The following is a 14,923-nucleotide window of genomic DNA, read 5'->3' as shown; positions in this document are numbered from 1 at the left end:
ATTTGTGTTTTAATTACGCTTTCGCGAAAGCGTAAAAAGTCACTCATAAAACGTAAAAAATCTATTCTTATTTACACCTAGTGAAAGCAATTACCGTTATCCTATTATCAATAGTACTATTAACTAATAGTTTGAAAACTTCATTCATATATGGGTGGTATACCCTCGAGATAGAAAGTTTTATTGAAATGTTATGTGAGAATACTGATAAACCAGAAATGCAATGTAACGGAAAATGCTTTCTCACTAAGGTGACCGCTAGTGATAGTTCTGAAAATCAACCAGAGGCTATCACAATAAACTGGGATCAACTTATATTTTGCGAGCTTGACGTAGTTGTAACCTCATATAAACTTATAAAGTTAGACCGCGGTAATGATATTGTATACAGGCAATTTTTACAATCTTCTTTTACAAACCTGATTTTTCATCCTCCTCGTTGTACGGAGTATTATCTCATATAATAACGTATAACAATATTATCATCACTTAATGATGATTAACAATTTAAGAAATGAAAAAGATGTTTCTCGCGCTCTTATGCGCAATACCTACGATGGTCTGTTATGGACAAATAGTAGAAAAAAAGATAGATAGTTCTAAAGGAAAGGTAATAGAACTTAATACCGTAATGGTCACCGGAAAGGCCAGTACAGACCCCGTACTTTCTAAAGTTAAAACAGATCTTGTAAAGAAGGTAGTTCAACCTAAAAATGTTGCAGATCTCTTTAGTAATATTAATGCTTTTACTCTTATAAAGAGAGGAAATTATGCTATAGAACCTTCGTTTAGAGCGTCACAGTATGAGCAATTAAATATTCAATTTGATGGAGGTACTAAGGCAATGCACGCCTGTCCTAATAGAATGGACCCTATTACAACACACGTAGTGCCAGAGGATATTGAAAAAATTGAAATTATAAAGGGCCCCTACACGATGAGATATGGTTCCACCTTTGCAGGGATTGTAAACCTTGTAACTCAAACACCTCAATCTATGCAAATGGGCTTGCACGGGAGTGTAAGCTCTGGTTATGAGTCTAATGGTGGTGCATCTGTGTCGTCTATAAAATTACAACAGGTTACAGATGCATATGATATCACAGCAAATGCTGGTTATCGAGATTTTGGTAATTACAAAGATGGTGCGGGTACGGTTATCCCTTCATCGTTTAGAAGCCTAGATTACGGTCTTAAGGTAGGATATAATATAAGCGACACACAACGTGTTCAAGCTCACTGGAGACAGTCTTACGGTAGAGATGTGTTACACGCGGGATTGCCTATGGATACAGAAGAGGATAACAGTTCTATATTATCACTAGATTATAAAATAAACGGACTTAAGGGGCTTATAAAAGAGGTAAATGCAAAAGCCTATTACTCTTATGTAGACCATATAATGTCTAATAATAACAGACCTTCATTTGCAATGACCGAAGCGTTATCTACTATAGATGCTACAACTGCTGGGGGAAAAGTTGAGTTTAAACTTAAGCCAGCTGAAGAATGGACCGTTTACTCTGGACTTGATGCCTTACTAGTGGCACGTGATGGAGGAAGATCACGACTTGTAAAACGTAATATGATGGGAGAGGAGCTCGCAGAGCCGTTGTATTTTCAAGATAAAGTATGGCAAGATTCTTATATAAATGATTTTGGGATTTTTACAGAACATAAATATAAGTTTTCAAATAATACACTACTTACTGCTGGGGTACGCTTAGACCTTGTAACATCAGATATACGAGATCCCGAAGAAGATTTTAGGGAATTATATCCAGACCTAAAAAATAGAACCGAGTCTAACTTTTCTGGAACAGTATCTGTGAAGCAAAAGCTCTCTGAGGTACATACGCTTGAGGTCGCCTTTGGTAGAGGAACGCGCAGTGCAAATATGATAGAGAGGTACATTAATCACTTTCAAGTGGGGCAAGATCCCTTTGAGTATGTAGGTAACCCTTATCTTGATGCAGAGGTTAATAATCAGTTTGAAATAGGCCTTAGCGGGAAAAAGAGCTTAACAAGAGGAGTAGATGCATTACAGTACAATGTGTCTGGCTATTATTCTATTTATGAAAATTATATTGTTCCCGTAGTAGACCCTCTGCTAGATAGAAAGTTTAACCCGACTGCACAACCTCAAGAGGTAAAGCGCTTTATTAATGTAGACAAGGCGTTCAAGACAGGTGTTGAAGCAGATCTCTCTATTGACTTTATGGAGTACTATAACTTTTATACCGCTCTCGCATACGTATATACCAGAAATGAAGATCTAGATGAATCTTTGCCATTAACACCACCTCTTACAACTCGCTTTGGAGTGCGTTATGAAAGAGGAAAATTATGGTCGAGCCTAGATTATAATCTTACTTCTCAACAAGAAGAAATTTCTACTAGTTTTAGAGAGCAAGAGACAGAGGGATACCAAACATTAGATTTTAAAATAGGTGTAGAGCCTATAACAAATGTACATATAGGTCTTGCTGTTCTCAATCTATTTGATGAGACATATAACAATCACTTAAATTTTTCCTTTGTAAACCAGGAGGGGTTTGATAGAGTTCCTATCAATGATCCAGGGAGAAACTTTTCAGTATTTGCAAAGTATTTGTTTTAACTATCTTAATTACAAAAGCCCTTTTGAGTTCATCAAAAGGGCTTTTTTTTACGCTTTCGCGAAAGCGTACCTATACTAGTTTTGATAAGCAGAGAGCATCCAGACTAGTTTTTCCTGCTGTACAATATAATCACTCATAAGTGCTACTGTACCTTCATCATTTGCATCTCCAGCGATAGAAAGGATTGCTCTTTCTTTTTTGAGTAAGACAGTAAGTGCCTCGAGTATACTTGATATTGCTGCCTCACCATCTGTAATATTTTCGGCACCTTCAATCTCTGATATCTCTAGATATTTTTTAAAGGTGTGAAGTGGAGTAGCGCTTAGGGTAAGTACACGCTCTGCAATCTCATCTACTTTTATAAGTGCGTCGTTGTATAATTCTTCAAACTTGAGGTGTAATTCAAAAAATCGCTTTCCTCTTATGTTCCAATGAAAACCTCTAAGGTTCATATAAAACATTTGATAGTTTGAGAGTAAATCATTAAGCTCCTCTGCTGTTTGTTGTGAGGATGTTACGTCTAGGCCTATGTTATTTAGATTTTTCATAATATTAGTTTTTAAAGTCGTTAATTGCTTCGCTAAGGTCATATACCTTAGCATCACGTAGTACTCTTTGTACAATACTACTACCTGCAGCGCTTCTATAACCTCCAGCACAATGTACAACTATAGGTTTATCTGTGGTAATAGTACTGGCAGTATCTCGTAAATTATTAAGTGGGTGCGAGTGAGCATTTTTAAAAAACTGCTCGTCGTTTACTTCACTCTCATTACGAATGTCAATAATTGTATAAGAATCTAGATTGTTTTTAAAATCAACTAGATCAAGTGTTTCTGTCTCGTTTAGGTTTTCTGGTGCTAGGGTTATGATTTCTTTAAGTTGTTTCTCATAGCCTATTTTTGCTACTCTATTGAGTATGTAATCGGTTTGATCTTCTGTAGCAATCACAAGAGTAAATGCTTCTTCTGGCTGCACGATAGAACCTAACCAGGTTTCAAACTTAGCATTTTCAGAAATAGCTTGAATGTTAATACTCCCTTCAAGATGTCCCTTCTTAAAATCAGCCTCATCTCTTATATCTATAATCAAGCCTTCTGCTGTGGTGTTCTTTTTAAATGGGATGTCACTTATCGCTGTTTCTAGATTATCTGCCCCAGCTTTATTAGTATCTACATCGTACCCAAAGTAAGATGGTATAAAGGGTTGTCCATCTAGTATAGTTGCCATAAACTCTTGTTTAGACTGTTCTTTAAAAGCCCAGTTACCTATACGCTCATTGCCTAGTGTACTGCTGTTTGCATCACTTAAATTTTTACCACAAAGCGAGCCTGCGCCGTGTGCTGGATATACAACAGCATTATCTGGCAGATTGCTGAATTTTGTAGTAATAGTTTCATACATCATCTCTGCAAGCTCTTCTCGCTTAGCCTTCATATTACCTGCCTTTTCTCTCAGATCTGGACGACCTACGTCGCCTATAAAAAGAGTGTCTCCGGTAAAAAGTGCTATATCATTAGCCTCTGTGGCAACAATTGTAATACTATCTGGAGAGTGTCCAGGTGTGTTAATAGCCTCGAGCGTGCAGTTACCTATGGTTATCTTATCACCATCGTCAAAACTTTTGTGAGGATATTCTGCTCCCAGTTTTTTACTGTTATAGATGGTTGCTCCCGTCTCTTTATGTAATTGCAAATGCGAGCTTACAAAATCTGCGTGAGGGTGAGTCTCTATAATTGCTTTGATGGTTGCGTTTTGCGCTTTCGCGAAAGCGTAATATTCTTTTGGATCACGCTCTGGGTCTATAATGGCCATCTCACCATTACTTACTATTGCGTATGAATAGTGGGCTAGAGGTTTATATTCAAATTGTTTAATATCCATAATAGGTTGTTTTATAGGTTGATGAAAAGATAAGGGCTTTTACTCTTAATGAGCAAAAGCCCAATAGTTTTTAAATGTCTTTTTTTGCAAGGTACCAAGTCACCTTTTCTACCGTGTCATCTTGTAAGCGTTCATTAAGAGCGTCAAGTGATTTGGGTGGAGGACATATTGCTTGGTCTCCTCTTTTCCAGTCTAGTGGCATTGCTACTTTATGCTTATCAGACATTTGTAGCGCATCTAAAGCTCTTAAAATTTCGTCCATATTTCTCCCTACATTAAGCGGGTAATACATTACGAGTCTTATCTTTTTTGAAGGGTCTATAAAAAATACGGCTCTTACGGCTGCAGTCTCACTCTCGTTAGGTTGTAGCATTCCGTAGAGCTTAGATACTTTCATATCTATATCTGCAATTATAGGAAAGTCAAAGTAAACTCCAGTGTTCTCTCTTACATTTTGGACCCACCCTAGGTGTGCGTGTATACTATCTATACTCAAGCCTAAGAGTTCTGTGTTAAGTGCATCAAATTCTGGTTTGCGTTGTGCAAAACCGCTCATCTCTGTTGTACACACTGGTGTAAAATCTGCGGGGTGAGAAAACATCACAATCCACTTGTCTTTTGCAAAGTCAGACATCTGGATAGTTCCTTTTGTTGTTACTGCCGTAAAATCTGGAGCTGTATCTCCAATTCTAGGCATTGCAATAGGTTGCTCTGGTAATAGGTTTTCGTTATTCATAATATAGTTTTTATTTATTGTTTTTAATTATGATATAAAAATACGCTATAACTAAAGTGTTTATAGTAACCTTTGTTACACAGTCATTATTTTATAAAAGTTTTAACAGCCTGAGTCTCTACTTAAAAGATAGGGCTTGTTATAAATTACAAAAGGCAAGATCTAAGATCTTGCCTCTATACAATATGGGGGTACTGTATGAATTATACATTTTGCCCTTTTAGCATTTTATTCCAGTATAAGTAGGGAAGCATAAATTTTTTGAGCATCCATAATCTCCAGTGTTCTTTTGAGCTATCTTTTATAAGCAGTTGCTTAAGTTTTGGGTCTGGAGTGAAATTGTTATTATAATCAAATTCTGCAAGCACCATTTTACCATAATCTGTTACAAGTGGGCACGATGAGTACCCGTTATATGATTGAGTACCTATTTTATTATGTTGTATAAGAAGGCTTAAGTTATCTACAACGATAGGAACTTGCTTGCGTATAGCAGCACCAGTTTTTGCTGTAGGTAAGGCAGCTACATCTCCAAGCCCAAAAATATTTGGGTACGTGTTATGCTGCATTGTATGATGATCTACATCAAGCCATCCAGCACTGTTTACTAGATTAGACTCTTTTACAAACTTAGGTGCTACAGATGGGGGAGCTGTGTGCATCATATCATAATGTATTCCATACCTGTCACCTTTTACAGTTACTTTTACATTTTTATAATTGTATTGAAATTTTTCATCTAGGTGTTTATTTTCATCGTCTCCAGACATTACAACACATCCACCTGCAGAGACATCTTTTGTGAGCTCATACCAGGCTATTTTATTAGCACCGTCTACTTCAACTAGTTTATGATTAAAACGCAAGTTTATATCCTTACGGTCTACAACCTCCATAAGTGTTTTTGCGATTTGCTTTACGCCAAAGATTATTGTACCCGCCGTTGCAAAGACTATATCTGTTTTTGCAGTGACATTATTTTTACGCCAGTGATTTTCTGCTAAATACATAATTTTTTGAGGAGCTCCACCACACTTTATGGGAGTTGCAGGTTGTGTAAAAAGAGCAACACCGCCTTTAAAGTTTTTTATGACATTCCAAGTATGTTTTGGATCTGTATAGTTACTACACACCACACCATTATCTATGGCATCTCCTAGACCTGGAACCAAACTAAAGTCATAAGCAAGACCTGGAGCAACAACGAGATAATTATAGGTGATACTACCATTAGATTCGGTGAGGACGCTATTTTTTTCTGGATTAAACCCCGTAGCTTTATCTTTTATCCATACTGCGCCTTCTGGAATGACAGAAGCCATAGGTTTTGCAGTTTTATCAAAATCATACGTACCTGCACCCACTAGTGTCCAGGCTGGTTGATAATAATGTGTATCTGCCGGCTCTATGATTCCAACACTGCTTGATTTTTTATTTTTAAGAAGTTGTGCAGCAGTCATTATACCTGCTGTTCCTCCGCCTATGATGAGTACTTGATAATGTGATGTCATTTTCTGTGTTTGTTTGTTAACTCGTTAAAAATAAAGCAACTATATTGTGATTAATGTAACTTATGTTACACACAGCAGGTGTTTTTAATAAATTAACAAGTAAGGTGTCTATTTTATTTAGACAGCTTAATCTCCCTATCATTAAGTGACTGTTCATCTCTATAGTTATTGAGTGGCATTAGAGCCTTTAGTTTTTCTACTTGACTTAGCGAGACGGTAATTGGGTTTTTAAAAATGAACCATTGCACGTTTTCTGTACAAGGAGGAGTGGTGAGAGAACCGCTATATGTGAAGTAAGCTCTATTATCAGGGAGGTTGAGGTTCATATCAAAAGCACTATCTACAATACGGTTTTCACCCACTGGGATGGGTAAAAAGCTTTCAAGAAAATCAAAAGGTTTACTACTTTTCCCTTCCTTTGCCATAACAGCTAGTACGGCATACGTGCCATTTTCACTTTTGTGCACGAGATGAATCACCATAGGGTAACGTATACCATCTATTAGATGCTCTGCAGGTTCGTGAAAATGAAACTGCTTTAGCTCATAAGTCACCCCCTCTATCGTGATATAATCTCCACTGTCAAAATTGTACTGTATCGTGTGTCCATTATTTATAATGTCGTGTATATGTGTGCTATCAGAATAGGTAATTTTAAGTGGAGTTAATAAGCTATCTACCTTATAGTTTACAATATTAAGAGGTGATTGAAACAACCCTCCACAATCAGAATTTTTTTCAATTTCTCCCCAGTGTACTGGTCCAGTCTCACCTTCATAGCTCCAGTGTGCATCCTTATGCAAATCTGTTTTTTGTACACAGCTTATTATTAGAATAGTGATTAATAATATTAAAGAGTGTTTCATTGTTAAAATGTATAAGTAAGCGTAGTTTCCCACACTCGGTTGTTTATAAATAGATCTTCTCTCTTAGCATATATGTCGTGATATCCAGAGCGCACTTTAACTTGTTTGCTTACGCGAAAAATTAAACCCACAAACATCCAGTTTTGATCGAGCTTTTTTGGCCTCAAACCAGTTTCTAGGTTCAAAAAGGCCTCATCATATAGTACAGCGCTTAAGACGCGATTATCACTATATACTCTTAAAGGTATTCTTACTTGAAATTTATAACGAAAACGGTTTCTTATCCTCGCGCCGTCCACATCATAGACTCCATTAAAAAGTTCTGTGATGTTGCCTATATGTCTCACTTCAAAACGCAATCTGTGATCTAAAATAAAATTTGAAAACCTATGCGTAAGAGTAAGTTGTTGAAAAATATTATGCTCTATGATATCAAGAGGTAGGCTATTACCATCGTGTTTATAATTGCGTATATAGCTATAACCAAATGCTATATCTAGATCATTCTCAAATTTATAATGGACAAAAGGACGTATTACAAGTTGTTCCCAATCTTTTAAGAACTGTGTGCGTCTCAGGTTAAATTCAGTATTTATAGACCAATTTTGATTGATTTTTTTTGAAACATCAAAGGTGTTCCAGCTACTATATCTTGTGCTAGTATTTTGACCAGTAGCATTTGTGATGCCAAAACAGAGGAAACTAAAAAGTATAAAAAATCTCATCATAAAATACGAGCATTGTTCCATAAGCTTCGTGAAGCAAACAGATGCGTAATTCATTAAAATCTAAAAGTGAGTATGGCTATTATGTTTACAAAATCAAATTATTGATTGTGCATTGTAAAGCCATTTTTGGAAGGTGTAAATCGTTATATGTTGCGGGTAATAAGGAAGAGAAAGCAAGAGGCTTTCATAATACATTACTCTTTATAGTAGTTTTTGATACTCTTCTTTACATATAAAAAACGAAACAAACCTATAATTAATAAGGCAGGTCCTATAACAATGAGCATAATACCTATCCAGCGTATTTCGTTTAACAGGTCTAATTTTATAATAGCAAAACCAGAACTTAAAAAAACAATAAACGTTCTAAAATAAGCAAGAAAGGTCCTCTCGTTTGCCAGTCTCGTTCTATCTATCGCTAGTTTATCTCGTAGTGATTGCTCTAGTGTGCTCATAGGTTAGGTTATTTTTCCCGTAGCACAACTTACAAAAGATTTTGCCTTTAACAATACACCATTATCATCTTCTATAGATGGATAGCCTAGTTTTTTTAGAGTTTCCTTTACAGATAGCGCATCTAGAGCATCTTCGGCTGTAAAGGAGATTGTAGATGATTCTAGATCTACACTAACATTATGTACATTTTCTAATGCATTAATTTTTGTAGTGATTGTATTAACACAGCCACCACATCTTAGATTTTGAACAATTATAGCCGTTTTCATAGTGTAAAATTTTGATGAAGAGATTAAGTAAATTGATTTAATTAATTACGCTTTCGCGAAAGCGTGATTGCATACATTATAATCATTATGATTTATAGACTAAGCTATTTCCAGTTGTTATAACCATCTTCTAGATCAAAGATGATTTTGAAACCTAGGCTATCTAATTTTGCCGCAGCGCGCTGGCTTCTATTACCAGATCTACAATAGAGGTACACCGGTTTATCCTTATCAAGTTTATTTACCTTAGTTGTAAACTCTGATGTTTTAAAGTAATCTATATTTTGTGCTTTTGCTATATGACCGGAGCTGTACTCATTTGCAGTACGTACATCTATGAGCTGTACACTAGGGGTTGCTATTGCGCTTTTAAAAGCGTCTCTGTCGAGTATTGTGATAGCATCGCTCTGTTGCAATTTATCACCGAAAAGTAAGGATAGAAATGACATAAGTATGAGTGTAAGTTTCATTATTATTTTTACTCAAAGATAAGCGCTTAGTATACGTTTGTCAGTGACTTAGGTTACATAGTAATGCTTTTAAAACAAAAAAAAGTGACTGTTTGTACAGTCACTTTTTTCTTCACTAATTTAAAATAATAAGCCTTAATTATAATGAGGCAAATTATGCGTTATGGTGCTACCGTTTCTCCTGTCCAGGCCATCATTCCACCTGTAAGATTGTATGTGCTTTGTACATCCATATTATCAAGTATTTGACAAGCTTGCCCACTACGATTACCGCTCCTGCAATAGATGTAGTAATTTTTTGAGGTGTCAAGCTCTTTTATAGAAGCCATAAACGAGGGTTGGTCTAAAAAATCAATCATTTGAGCATTAGCCTGTATACCCTCTGCACACTCTCCAGGAGTTCTTACATCTAGAATTACAGCCTGACTGTCATTTGCAATGAGTTCTTGCCATTCGGCTTGATTTATATTTTTCATTTTAAAAGTTTTATAATGTTGTTGGACACACAAAATCTGTAACAGGTACACCAGCTTCTTTTATGGCTTTAAAACCACCTTTTACATCTATAAGATTGTGTATGCCTCTGCTTTTTAAAATAGATGCTGCAATCATACTTCTATATCCTCCAGCACAGTGTACATAAAAAGTGTCGTTTTCTGGAAACTCTGCAAGGTGATTATTTAAGAAATCTAGAGGTGTGAGGTGAGCGTCTTTTACACGCTCAGATAAATACTCACTCTCTTTACGTACATCGTATACCGGTTTTTTAGATTTTTCAAGATCAGACTTAAACTGTGCAGCCGTTATAGAGCTTACCGTATCATACTCAAGAGCTTCCTTTTTCCAGGCATCAAAACCACCCTTGAGGTACCCCAGTGTGTTGTCAAAACCTACACGTGATAATCGTGTCACTGTCTCTTCTTCCTTGCCAGGTTCTGTCACTAGTAATATAGGTTGCTTTACATCCGCAATAAGGGCTCCTACCCACGGAGCAAAACCTCCCTTGAGACCTATAAAAATAGACCTAGGTATATGACCCTTTGCAAACTCATCTTGATGACGTACATCTAGTACAATGGCCCCCGTCTCATTTGCAGCAGCCTCAAAAGCTTGTGGTGATAAGGCTTGTGTACCTCTTTTTAAAACATCTTGTATGTCTTCATAGCCTTCCTTGTTCATTTTTACATTGAGCGGAAAATATTGAGGTGGCGGTAATAGTCCATCTATAACCTCATTTATAAACTCTTCCTTAGTCATATCTGCTCTCAAGGCATAGTTCATTTGCTTTTGGTTCCCTAGAGTGTCTACGGTTTCCTTCATCATATTTTTACCACAAGCAGATCCCGCACCGTGTGCTGGATATACTGTAACATCATCTGCAAGGGGCATTATTTTAGTGCGTAAGCTGTCATATAAGAAACCAGCAAGGTCGCGCTCTGTGAGTTCTCCCATTTTTTGAGCAAGATCTGGCCTTCCTACATCTCCTAGAAATAAAGTGTCACCACTAAAAATCGCGTGGTCTTTGCCGTCTTTGTCTTTAAGAAGGTAAGTTGTACTTTCCATCGTGTGTCCTGGTGTGTGTAATGCTATAATAGTTACATCACCCACCTTGAACTCTTGACCATCTTTTGCAATTATTGCATCAAAAGAAGGGTTTGCATTAGGACCATATATGATAGGAGCGCCTGTTTCTTTGGCTAGTGTTACGTGACCGCTCACAAAATCTGCGTGAAAGTGAGTTTCAAAAATATACTTGATTTTTGCATCATCAAGTTTTGCTCTATCAAGATAAGGTTTTACCTCTCTTAAAGGATCAATTATAGCAACTTCACCTTTGCTTTCTATATAATAGGCACCTTGTGCTAAGCATCCTGTGTAGATTTGTTCAACGTTCATAAGTATATTTTTGGATACGCTTTCGCGAAAGCGTACTAATAATTAATAGTGTAAAATTATAATACAAGTAGTGTCTTTACAGTAACCTAAGTTACATAGGGTAAAATTAATAAAAACTCCTATTACCAAGTGTTAATAGGAGTTTATCATAATACGTGCTACTTTATAGTAACGTAGTAGGGCAAATATAGTCAGTTTTTGGGATGCTTGTCTCAGCAATCTCTTTAAAACCGCCAGTAACATCTACAAAGTTGTCCCACCCACGCTGTTTTAAAATTGAAGCTGCTATCATACTTCTATAACCACCAGCACAATGTACTATAAATGGAGTCTCTTTCGGAAACTGAGCAAGGTGCTTATTGATCTCATTAAGTGGTATGTTTATAGCATCAACTATATGCTCAGAGTCATATTCACTCTTTTTACGCACATCTATTATAAGTGGTTGCTCACTTTTGTAACGTGCAGCTAGCTCTGTTGCGTTTATGCGGGCTGTGGTCTCAATGTCTTTACCGCTTTCTCTCCAAGCGCCAAAACCTTTTTTGATATAACCTATGGCATAATCATAACCTACGCGAGATAATCTAGTGATTGCTTCTTCTTCCTTACCTGGGTAGGTTATGAGTAAAATTTCTTGTTTTACATCTGGAATCATCTCACCTACCCATTGTGCAAAATTGCCATCTAGTCCTATGTTAATACTGTTAGGTATAAATCCAGAAGCAAAGTCTGAGGCATCACGAGTATCAAGCATAAGAGCACCAGTTTCATTTGCGACAAGCTCAAACTCTTCTGGAGTAAGGGCTTTTGTAGCTCTACTCATCACGGTATCTAGACTTTCATATCCTTTAATATTCATAAGAACATTTTGCGGGAAATATCCTGGAGGAGCAGTGAGTCCATCTAGTAGCACTTTTATAAACTCTTCTTTACTCATATCTTGAAGAGCGTAGTTATACTTCTTTTGGTTGCCTAGTGTGTCTGTAGTTTCCTTGCTCATCATTTTTCCGCAGGCAGACCCAGCACCGTGATTAGGGTAAACGATGAGATTATCATCGAGCGGTAGTATCTTATTTCTAAGAGAATCATAAAGGTGGCCTGCAAGTTTTTCTTCTGTGAGATCTGACACTACGTGTTGAGCAAGGTCTGGACGACCCACATCTCCTATAAAGAGTGTGTCACCAGTTATGATGCCGTGTTCAGAATTATTTTCATCTATGAGTAAGTAGGTAGTGCTCTCCATAGTATGACCAGGGGTGTGTATTACTTTTACTTTATAATCACCTATAGAAAAGATTTGCCCATCTGTTGCTATTGTAGCTTCATAAGCCGGTTTGGCTCCAGGACCAAATACAATCTCTGCACCGGTTTTTTTTCTTAAATCAAGATGACCGCTCACAAAATCTGCGTGAAAGTGAGTTTCAAAAACATACTTAATTTTTGCATTGTCACTTTGTGCACGATCTATATATGGTTGTACCTCCCTTAATGGATCAAACACTGCTGCCTCGCCATTACTTTCTATATAGTATGCAGCGTGTGCTATACATCCGGTATAAATTTGTTCTACTTTCATTGTGAATAGATTTTAATGTTAAACACTATAAAAGTAGTAGGCTTTTATGAGTAGTTTGGTCACTTATGTTACAGAGAGGGAGGTAATTATAAAACTATGACATTTGTCATATTATATGGCTGTAAATAAAAAAAGACCTCGTGAGAAGGTCTTTTGTATAATGTGTTGAGGCTTGAGTTATTTAACAAAGAACTCCATATAGAAAATAAATACCGCCATCACGAGGATAAAGTAACCAAAACCTTTTTTGAGCTTCTGTCCATCTATAAAATTACTTAAATAACTGCCTGTAAAAATTCCTACAAGAGAGATTAGTGTAAAAATGGAGAGAAATACCCAGTCTACATCCATCGTTAAAGCGTCACCTAAAAAGAAGCCCATAAGAGATTTAAATGCTATGATTATGAGTGATGTCCCTACGGCTACTTTCATTTTTATGTTTGCAAGTATTACTAGGGCAGGTATGATTAAAAAACCACCACCAGCACCTATCATACCAGTAATAGCACCTACTAGTAATCCTTCTATTAAGATAAGAGGATAGTTATAAGAAACCTTACCGTCATTTTTTTCTGGGCATTCTTTACGCTTTTTGAGCATTGAGAAAGCCGCTGGTATCATTAGTATAGCAAAGAGGCCAAACATTGCCATCCTGCGTGTAAAATCGAAATCACCTATGGTAAATAAAACGTCTGGTAAAGCTGGAACTACATAATGCCTTACCACTGTAACTCCTACAATAGCAGGAATACCAAATACTACTGCAGTACGCCAGTCTACATATCCTTTAAGATGCTGTTTAAGTCCGCCTACGAGCGCACTGGCACCTACAATAAATAAAGAGTATGCAGTTGCTACTTTTTCGTTTACAGAAAACAAATATGCAAGAACAGGTACCGCAAGTATGGAGCCACCACCACCTATGAGACCTAAAGAAATGCCTATAATGAGAGCACTTATATATCCTAATACTTCTAAAACTTCCATAATGAAACTTTGTATTTTACAGCAAATGTATTCTGATATAAAACTACTGGCAGTAACAAAGGTTACATAGCTAGTCTAAATCTATGATTTCTATATAATTTCTATGTAATTCTATTTTTCCTAGTTTTTCTAATTTCTTGAGGAGCCTGGATATAACTACTCTCGAGCTGTGTAGTTCTCCTGCAATTTCTTGATGAGTATTACGTATGCTGTTATCTTTATTAACTCTAGATTTCTCTCTAAGATAATCTAGTAAGCGCTGGTCCATATTGTTAAAAGCAATAGTATCTATGGTATGTAACATCTCGTTGAGACGCGTGTGGTAACTTTCAAAAACAAAATTTCTCCAAGATTTATATTTTGAGGTCCATAATTCCATTTTTTGGACAGGTACCATTATAAGTTTAGTATCTGTTTCTGCTATGGCTCTAATCTCACTCTTTGTTTGCCCAAGACAGCAACTCATAGTCATAGAGCAGGTATCACCTTTTTCTAGGTAGTAGAGTAGGAGCTCATCTCCTTCTTTATCGTCTCGCAATATTTTTATAGCACCAGAGATAAGTAAAGGCATTCCTTTTATGTAAGAGCCTATCTCCATAAGTTTAAAGCCAGCGGGAACTTCTTTATAAGTCCCTACTTGCGCAATCTCGTTTATTAAGTCGTCTTCAAAAAGGTGACCGTAATTTTGCTTAAGTTCTTGAATCATTTATATATAAATAAGTCAGTTTGTAAATTACAATTATGATGATAGATACTTCAGTTTTTATGAAGCATTACATTACTACTGTATTTTTTGTACTGTAAAGTTAACCTAATTCTAATGTCCTTTAAGTAACAAAAGTTACAGTAAGAAAGATATAGAATTCATTAATTTTACAAAATGAGATGAGCACTTTAAAAGGTAGCAAAGTTTGTAAGATTAC

Annotated in this window: 16 protein-coding genes; 2 read left to right on the top strand and 14 right to left on the bottom strand. The window is 36.4% G+C overall.

Annotated elements, in window-relative coordinates:
* The first annotated feature begins 131 nt into the window (after positions 1–131).
* Both ACFO5T_RS07880 and ACFO5T_RS07875 read left to right on the top strand, forming a co-directional pair.
* The gene (locus tag ACFO5T_RS07880; protein ID WP_380033424.1) at positions 132–464 is read left to right on the top strand and encodes a hypothetical protein; all 333 of its coding nucleotides are present in this window, start codon (positions 132–134) and stop codon (positions 462–464) included.
* Between the two features lie 50 nt (positions 465–514).
* Entirely contained in the window at positions 515–2,620 is a 2,106-nt protein-coding gene (locus tag ACFO5T_RS07875) for a TonB-dependent receptor domain-containing protein (RefSeq protein ID WP_380033422.1), read from the top strand.
* A gap of 75 nt (positions 2,621–2,695) precedes the next feature.
* Here the strand turns inward: ACFO5T_RS07875 and ACFO5T_RS07870 are convergent, their stop codons facing one another.
* From ACFO5T_RS07870 to ACFO5T_RS07805, 14 genes are all read right to left on the bottom strand, one after another.
* Positions 2,696–3,169 carry a Dps family protein gene (locus tag ACFO5T_RS07870; RefSeq protein WP_380033420.1) on the bottom strand — a complete coding sequence of 158 codons (474 nt, stop codon included), beginning with the start codon at positions 3,167–3,169 and terminating at the stop codon, positions 2,696–2,698.
* Positions 3,170–3,173: 4 nt separating this feature from the next.
* Positions 3,174–4,505, bottom strand: a complete 1,332-nt coding sequence (locus ACFO5T_RS07865) for an MBL fold metallo-hydrolase (RefSeq protein WP_380033418.1) — start codon at positions 4,503–4,505, stop codon at positions 3,174–3,176.
* Positions 4,506–4,575: 70 nt separating this feature from the next.
* On the bottom strand, positions 4,576–5,241 hold the full coding sequence (locus ACFO5T_RS07860; protein WP_380033416.1) for a peroxiredoxin: 666 nt from the start codon (positions 5,239–5,241) through the stop codon (positions 4,576–4,578).
* Between the two features lie 203 nt (positions 5,242–5,444).
* Positions 5,445–6,752 (bottom strand): NAD(P)/FAD-dependent oxidoreductase, encoded by a 1,308-nt coding sequence (locus ACFO5T_RS07855; RefSeq protein ID WP_380033414.1) that lies wholly within the window; start codon positions 6,750–6,752, stop codon positions 5,445–5,447.
* Between the two features lie 113 nt (positions 6,753–6,865).
* Positions 6,866–7,618 carry a carbonic anhydrase gene (locus ACFO5T_RS07850; protein ID WP_380033412.1) on the bottom strand — a complete coding sequence of 251 codons (753 nt, stop codon included), beginning with the start codon at positions 7,616–7,618 and terminating at the stop codon, positions 6,866–6,868.
* 2 nt (positions 7,619–7,620) lie between these two features.
* The gene (locus ACFO5T_RS07845; RefSeq protein ID WP_380033410.1) at positions 7,621–8,346 is read right to left on the bottom strand and encodes a DUF2490 domain-containing protein; all 726 of its coding nucleotides are present in this window, start codon (positions 8,344–8,346) and stop codon (positions 7,621–7,623) included.
* 194 nt (positions 8,347–8,540) lie between these two features.
* Positions 8,541–8,801 (bottom strand): YidH family protein, encoded by a 261-nt coding sequence (locus ACFO5T_RS07840; RefSeq protein WP_038599726.1) that lies wholly within the window; start codon positions 8,799–8,801, stop codon positions 8,541–8,543.
* Between the two features lie 3 nt (positions 8,802–8,804).
* The gene (locus ACFO5T_RS07835; protein ID WP_298351983.1) at positions 8,805–9,071 is read right to left on the bottom strand and encodes a heavy-metal-associated domain-containing protein; all 267 of its coding nucleotides are present in this window, start codon (positions 9,069–9,071) and stop codon (positions 8,805–8,807) included.
* Between the two features lie 104 nt (positions 9,072–9,175).
* On the bottom strand, positions 9,176–9,541 hold the full coding sequence (locus tag ACFO5T_RS07830) for a rhodanese-like domain-containing protein (RefSeq protein WP_380033407.1): 366 nt from the start codon (positions 9,539–9,541) through the stop codon (positions 9,176–9,178).
* Positions 9,542–9,702: 161 nt separating this feature from the next.
* Positions 9,703–10,017, bottom strand: a complete 315-nt coding sequence (locus tag ACFO5T_RS07825) for a rhodanese-like domain-containing protein (protein ID WP_038599732.1) — start codon at positions 10,015–10,017, stop codon at positions 9,703–9,705.
* 10 nt (positions 10,018–10,027) lie between these two features.
* Entirely contained in the window at positions 10,028–11,437 is a 1,410-nt protein-coding gene (locus tag ACFO5T_RS07820) for an MBL fold metallo-hydrolase (protein ID WP_380033404.1), read from the bottom strand.
* A 163-nt stretch (positions 11,438–11,600) separates the two neighbouring features.
* The gene (locus ACFO5T_RS07815; protein WP_380033402.1) at positions 11,601–13,013 is read right to left on the bottom strand and encodes an MBL fold metallo-hydrolase; all 1,413 of its coding nucleotides are present in this window, start codon (positions 13,011–13,013) and stop codon (positions 11,601–11,603) included.
* A gap of 177 nt (positions 13,014–13,190) precedes the next feature.
* Positions 13,191–14,000 (bottom strand): sulfite exporter TauE/SafE family protein, encoded by an 810-nt coding sequence (locus ACFO5T_RS07810; RefSeq protein WP_380033400.1) that lies wholly within the window; start codon positions 13,998–14,000, stop codon positions 13,191–13,193.
* A 70-nt stretch (positions 14,001–14,070) separates the two neighbouring features.
* The gene (locus ACFO5T_RS07805; RefSeq protein ID WP_380033398.1) at positions 14,071–14,706 is read right to left on the bottom strand and encodes a Crp/Fnr family transcriptional regulator; all 636 of its coding nucleotides are present in this window, start codon (positions 14,704–14,706) and stop codon (positions 14,071–14,073) included.
* Between the last annotated feature and the right edge of the window lie 217 nt (positions 14,707–14,923).

The organism is Dokdonia genika, assembly GCF_042652845.1.
GTDB classification, from domain to species: domain Bacteria; phylum Bacteroidota; class Bacteroidia; order Flavobacteriales; family Flavobacteriaceae; genus Dokdonia; species Dokdonia donghaensis.
This window is presented reverse-complemented; position numbering and strand designations above follow the sequence as displayed.

Excerpts from the sequence above, each read along its gene's own strand:
- ACFO5T_RS07870 (WP_380033420.1), bottom strand. The coding sequence starts at position 3,169 with ATGAAAAATCTAAATAACATAGGCCTAGACGTAACATCCTCACAACAA.
- ACFO5T_RS07835 (WP_298351983.1), bottom strand. The coding sequence starts at position 9,071 with ATGAAAACGGCTATAATTGTTCAAAATCTAAGATGTGGTGGCTGTGTT.
- ACFO5T_RS07820 (WP_380033404.1), bottom strand. The coding sequence starts at position 11,437 with ATGAACGTTGAACAAATCTACACAGGATGCTTAGCACAAGGTGCCTAT.
- ACFO5T_RS07855 (WP_380033414.1), bottom strand. The coding sequence starts at position 6,752 with ATGACATCACATTATCAAGTACTCATCATAGGCGGAGGAACAGCAGGT.
- ACFO5T_RS07860 (WP_380033416.1), bottom strand. The coding sequence starts at position 5,241 with ATGAATAACGAAAACCTATTACCAGAGCAACCTATTGCAATGCCTAGA.
- ACFO5T_RS07825 (WP_038599732.1), bottom strand. The coding sequence starts at position 10,017 with ATGAAAAATATAAATCAAGCCGAATGGCAAGAACTCATTGCAAATGAC.
- ACFO5T_RS07875 (WP_380033422.1), top strand. The coding sequence starts at position 515 with ATGAAAAAGATGTTTCTCGCGCTCTTATGCGCAATACCTACGATGGTC.
- ACFO5T_RS07865 (WP_380033418.1), bottom strand. The coding sequence starts at position 4,505 with ATGGATATTAAACAATTTGAATATAAACCTCTAGCCCACTATTCATAC.
- ACFO5T_RS07845 (WP_380033410.1), bottom strand. The coding sequence starts at position 8,346 with ATGATGAGATTTTTTATACTTTTTAGTTTCCTCTGTTTTGGCATCACA.
- ACFO5T_RS07830 (WP_380033407.1), bottom strand. The coding sequence starts at position 9,541 with ATGAAACTTACACTCATACTTATGTCATTTCTATCCTTACTTTTCGGT.
- ACFO5T_RS07815 (WP_380033402.1), bottom strand. The coding sequence starts at position 13,013 with ATGAAAGTAGAACAAATTTATACCGGATGTATAGCACACGCTGCATAC.
- ACFO5T_RS07805 (WP_380033398.1), bottom strand. The coding sequence starts at position 14,706 with ATGATTCAAGAACTTAAGCAAAATTACGGTCACCTTTTTGAAGACGAC.
- ACFO5T_RS07850 (WP_380033412.1), bottom strand. The coding sequence starts at position 7,618 with ATGAAACACTCTTTAATATTATTAATCACTATTCTAATAATAAGCTGT.
- ACFO5T_RS07810 (WP_380033400.1), bottom strand. The coding sequence starts at position 14,000 with ATGGAAGTTTTAGAAGTATTAGGATATATAAGTGCTCTCATTATAGGC.
- ACFO5T_RS07840 (WP_038599726.1), bottom strand. The coding sequence starts at position 8,801 with ATGAGCACACTAGAGCAATCACTACGAGATAAACTAGCGATAGATAGA.